Genomic DNA, 4,202 nt, shown 5'->3' with positions numbered 1-4,202 from the left:
GGTCTGCGGTATATTTTTCTATATCGTTGTATATCTTTAGTTTTCTACATCAAACCACAACTAGTAATATTGTTTTCTTGTATGCAAATATGTTGTATATCTTTAGTTTTCTACATCAAACCACAACTACGTCACTATCAATATCGGGAACTTGGAGTTGTATATCTTTAGTTTTCTACATCAAACCACAACAACGTCTGTACCAGGACACATAGATGCAACGTTGTATATCTTTAGTTTTCTACATCAAACCACAACTCTGTTCTTTTTGTATCTTCTTCAGATTGAGTTGTATATCTTTAGTTTTCTACATCAAACCACAACCAAAAGCTACTCCTAATTTCTTCTTGGTGAGTTGTATATCTTTAGTTTTCTACATCAAACCACAACTCGGAAATGCGTGCCCTCGGTTGTCAGGTGGTTGTATATCTTTAGTTTTCTACATCAAACCACAACTCAGAATATTTTTGAGCAACGGCGACGATTGTTGTATATCTTTAGTTTTCTACATCAAACCACAACATTACTTAATATTTAAAATTATGAAAGTAAGTTGTATATCTTTAGTTTTCTACATCAAACCACAACATATACGAAACATTGAATTTAGAAGCGGCGTTGTATATCTTTAGTTTTCTACATCAAACCACAACTGGCAGGAAAAGCAGCAGAAAGGAAAGGAGTTGTATATCTTTAGTTTTCTACATCAAACCACAACCGCTATCTTTTCAGTCCTGCCCGTATCCGGTTGTATATCTTTAGTTTTCTACATCAAACCACAACACAGTGAATAGGATTGAGAAAGCAAAAAGGTTGTATATCTTTAGTTTTCTACATCAAACCACAACTGCTAACTTTACTAGAAAAGAGAAAGACCAGTTGTATATCTTTAGTTTTCTACATCAAACCACAACTTTAATGCTGCCTTCCTGCGAAAGCTCATAGTTGTATATCTTTAGTTTTCTACATCAAACCACAACTAGCCTTCATCGGAGGAGGTGTCATAAGAGGTTGTATATCTTTAGTTTTCTACATCAAACCACAACGTGGACGAAAAGGTATTGAACAGGATAGCAGTTGTATATCTTTAGTTTTCTACATCAAACCACAACTTAATATGCTTGTAAACATCATTTTTAATGTTGTATATCTTTAGTTTTCTACATCAAACCACAACGGGGACATAGTTAAGCAGTCTAATGATACAGTTGTATATCTTTAGTTTTCTACATCAAACCACAACTCCAAAATAAATTTACGTAAATTCATAATGGTTGTATATCTTTAGTTTTCTACATCAAACCACAACGTAGGGTCTGCGGTATATTTTTCTATATCGTTGTATATCTTTAGTTTTCTACATCAAACCACAACTAGTAATATTGTTTTCTTGTATGCAAATATGTTGTATATCTTTAGTTTTCTACATCAAACCACAACCTATTGTCAGCTGCTAACGAATTTACTGAGTTGTATATCTTTAGTTTTCTACATCAAACCACAACTACTTTTCATAACTGTAATATTTAAATAATGTTGTATATCTTTAGTTTTCTACATCAAACCACAACTATAAGCTCATGTAAAAATATTAAGCCTTTGTTGTATATCTTTAGTTTTCTACATCAAACCACAACTCTTTGGAAAATTCTATCTCATACATTGCGTTGTATATCTTTAGTTTTCTACATCAAACCACAACGTGTATTTTTTAATCTCCTAAAATTCAGCTATTTACAGCACTATATTACTATACGAAGTGATTCCATATATGATGTAGCATATACAAATGTATCAAAAAAATTCCAATTGAATAGGAGCTTTAATCTCTTTTTTTGCAGTCTTACCAAAAATTGTTTCAATATCAGAATATTGTTTATCTGTAACAGCAAGCATACTAATTTTACCGGATATTGGCATTATTGCCTTAACACGTTTCTTGTGCACTACCAAACTTTCATAAGACGCACAATGCCTTACATAGACAGAAAATTGCATCATTACGAATCCATCTTTCAATAAATTCTTTCTAAAATCCGAAGCAGCTTTCTGTTCACGTTTTGTAGTTACAGGTAAATCAAAAAATACAAACAACCACATAATATGATAAGCGTTCAGTCTTAACTCCGTCATACAAACGATGGAAATACCACACTTTCCTTTTTATCTTTAAATGCCCTAACTAAAGAAGCTGTAGTCATAGATAAGGCAACTTGCAATGGACGCATTTGCCCTTTTATTTTTACATCTGAAAACAAGACTCTTACCAATACCTGTTTTACATTTTTATCTAAAATCTCATCTGAAGAAAAATCATAAATCTGCTTCACTGCAAAATCCACAAATGGACGATACGGTTCCATGACATCATCCGCCAAAGGGAAAGCATTATATCTATTACGATGGAATATGCCAAATAATGGAAATAAACCAGAGCCTAATAATGAACGTGCCACAGCTGCCCTTAATACCGTATAACCATAATTCAACATCGGATTGGGGTAACACCCATCACGATTTCGAACAAACTGTTTACCAAACATTTGTTGCCAATAGACCTTAGCTGCTGCTCCTTCCCTATTATCGCTATCTCCAGATAAAACGTTCATATAATACGGTTTCAAAATATTACCATCCAGTCCTAATTTTTCCAATAAAGCAGCCTGGTTTCTTATCTTATTCTCTATAATCTCTTTCCAGATTCTTTTCTTTGTTGGTTGTGTAGCATTGAATTGTATTTTATAAATCTCTTGTTGTATTGTATTGGATTCAAGAGACATTAACATAGAATTAGGCATACATTTATCATCACAGAAAATAACGGACACATTATTATTTGCCAAAGCATTAAGCAATGGCATGGTTATATGCACCATTTGATTTTCTATAATCACGACACCTACATCTTCTATAGGTCTCGTGATTACCTCGTCTATATCCTTAAGTTTTATTACTATTTGATTATATTTAAGGGATAGAGAAACTGGAGTTGAAAAAAACAACGTCTGTTTTATCATCTATTCAGAAATATTATTTCACCAATGTCATTTATCTCAAAATCTTGTCCTTGTACTAAACCTTTAAATTGTGTATGAAGCAAAGTTATACCAGGCCTTAAATCTTCGTTAGACCTATATACACCATTCTTGGAAGAGATTTCAGTGGAAGGTCTTGCCTCTTGATGATATACCAAAGAAAGTGTTCCGTAACTACACCCTGAAACTACCATTGATGACATACCAGTTATCTTATATAACCTTTTTGTTAACATCCTCATATCAAGATCATAAATTTCATCCGGTGTATTTTCGTACAACAATACCATTGTACCTACTTTTAATTTCCATTTTAAAGCATAACCGTTAGAGTCTTCATTTGGAAGTAAATCTATACCTTGCTTCATAACACCACTATTATAAAACCTAACAGCATCTAATGAATTAACCAGTTCAAACGTTCGCTTTTCCTTTCCTTTTTTATCTGTTCCGATATAAATACCCATAGCGTAGTTAGAATCATTTGCAACATGAAAACATCTTTTATATTCTTTATCTGAAACATCACGTTGATTACGTATTTCTATTGGGCGTCTTATTTGGTTTGCATATATTCTCACCTTATTAATCTTTATACCTTTATCTTTGTTCATCCATATACCAAATTCCACAGCCTTCTTCAGACTACCATGTTCCGATATTGCTGACATAACCTTCTCACGGACTACATCATCTACTATATTCTTTGGGTCAATATCACCAACAGGTTTCCTTATAACATACCTTACTTCACCATTTCGTTCTATTGCGCCATAATATGTATCTTGATGAAGTGATACCCTTGCCGTATCACCTTGCATATACCCATCGGTTATTTTTCCGTTTTTACGTACTTTCTTACGGGTTTGCTTATTAATATTGTCAGATGTATAGTGACTGATTAATAACGTATCTTCAATATGTTTTAAGTCTTCTGTAAATGTAACCCATGGTTTAGGGAAAACTGCTCTACGGCTATTTATGCTCCAATTATATTGTTCCTCATCATGATAATATTGCGCAAGTTTGTCATATTCTGCTTTACCTATACATGAAATAGTAATCGCATCTATAGCATGATGACAATGATTTACGCGCTCTTTCTTTTCATATTCTTCCTGTAATCCCCAAATCTTCCTAAAATCAGAAGTTACAATACCTTTAACT

General features: G+C 33.0%; 2 protein-coding genes, 1 pseudogene and 1 CRISPR repeat array. All 3 genes and pseudogenes read right to left on the bottom strand.

What is annotated here, in order from left to right; translation table 11 throughout:
• Positions 1-25: 25 nt before the first annotated feature.
• Positions 26-1,702: a CRISPR direct-repeat array (repeat unit 36 nt; unit sequence GTTGTATATCTTTAGTTTTCTACATCAAACCACAAC).
• Positions 1,703-1,794: 92 nt separating this feature from the next.
• The gene (cas2, locus tag I6E24_RS15585; protein ID WP_235329536.1) at positions 1,795-2,133 is read right to left on the bottom strand and encodes a CRISPR-associated endonuclease Cas2; all 339 of its coding nucleotides are present in this window, start codon (positions 2,131-2,133) and stop codon (positions 1,795-1,797) included.
• Positions 2,130-3,017, bottom strand: a complete 888-nt coding sequence (gene cas1, locus I6E24_RS15580) for a type II CRISPR-associated endonuclease Cas1 (RefSeq protein ID WP_235329534.1) — start codon at positions 3,015-3,017, stop codon at positions 2,130-2,132. The genes cas2 and cas1 overlap by 4 nt, the downstream gene beginning before the upstream one ends.
• Positions 3,014-4,202 (bottom strand): annotated as a pseudogene (locus I6E24_RS15575) (type II CRISPR RNA-guided endonuclease Cas9); the annotation flags it as partial. The pseudogene I6E24_RS15575 and the gene cas1, both read right to left, overlap by 4 nt.

Origin of the sequence: Bacteroides caecigallinarum (assembly GCF_021530995.1) — a bacterium.
In the GTDB taxonomy this organism is placed as follows: Bacteria; Bacteroidota; Bacteroidia; order Bacteroidales; family Bacteroidaceae; genus Phocaeicola; species Phocaeicola faecigallinarum.
This window is presented reverse-complemented; position numbering and strand designations above follow the sequence as displayed.

What these genes read in the sequence shown, in the direction of transcription:
- cas2 (WP_235329536.1), bottom strand. Translation starts at nt 2,133, where the DNA reads ATGACGGAGTTAAGACTGAACGCTTATCATATTATGTGGTTGTTTGTA.
- cas1 (WP_235329534.1), bottom strand. Translation starts at nt 3,017, where the DNA reads ATGATAAAACAGACGTTGTTTTTTTCAACTCCAGTTTCTCTATCCCTT.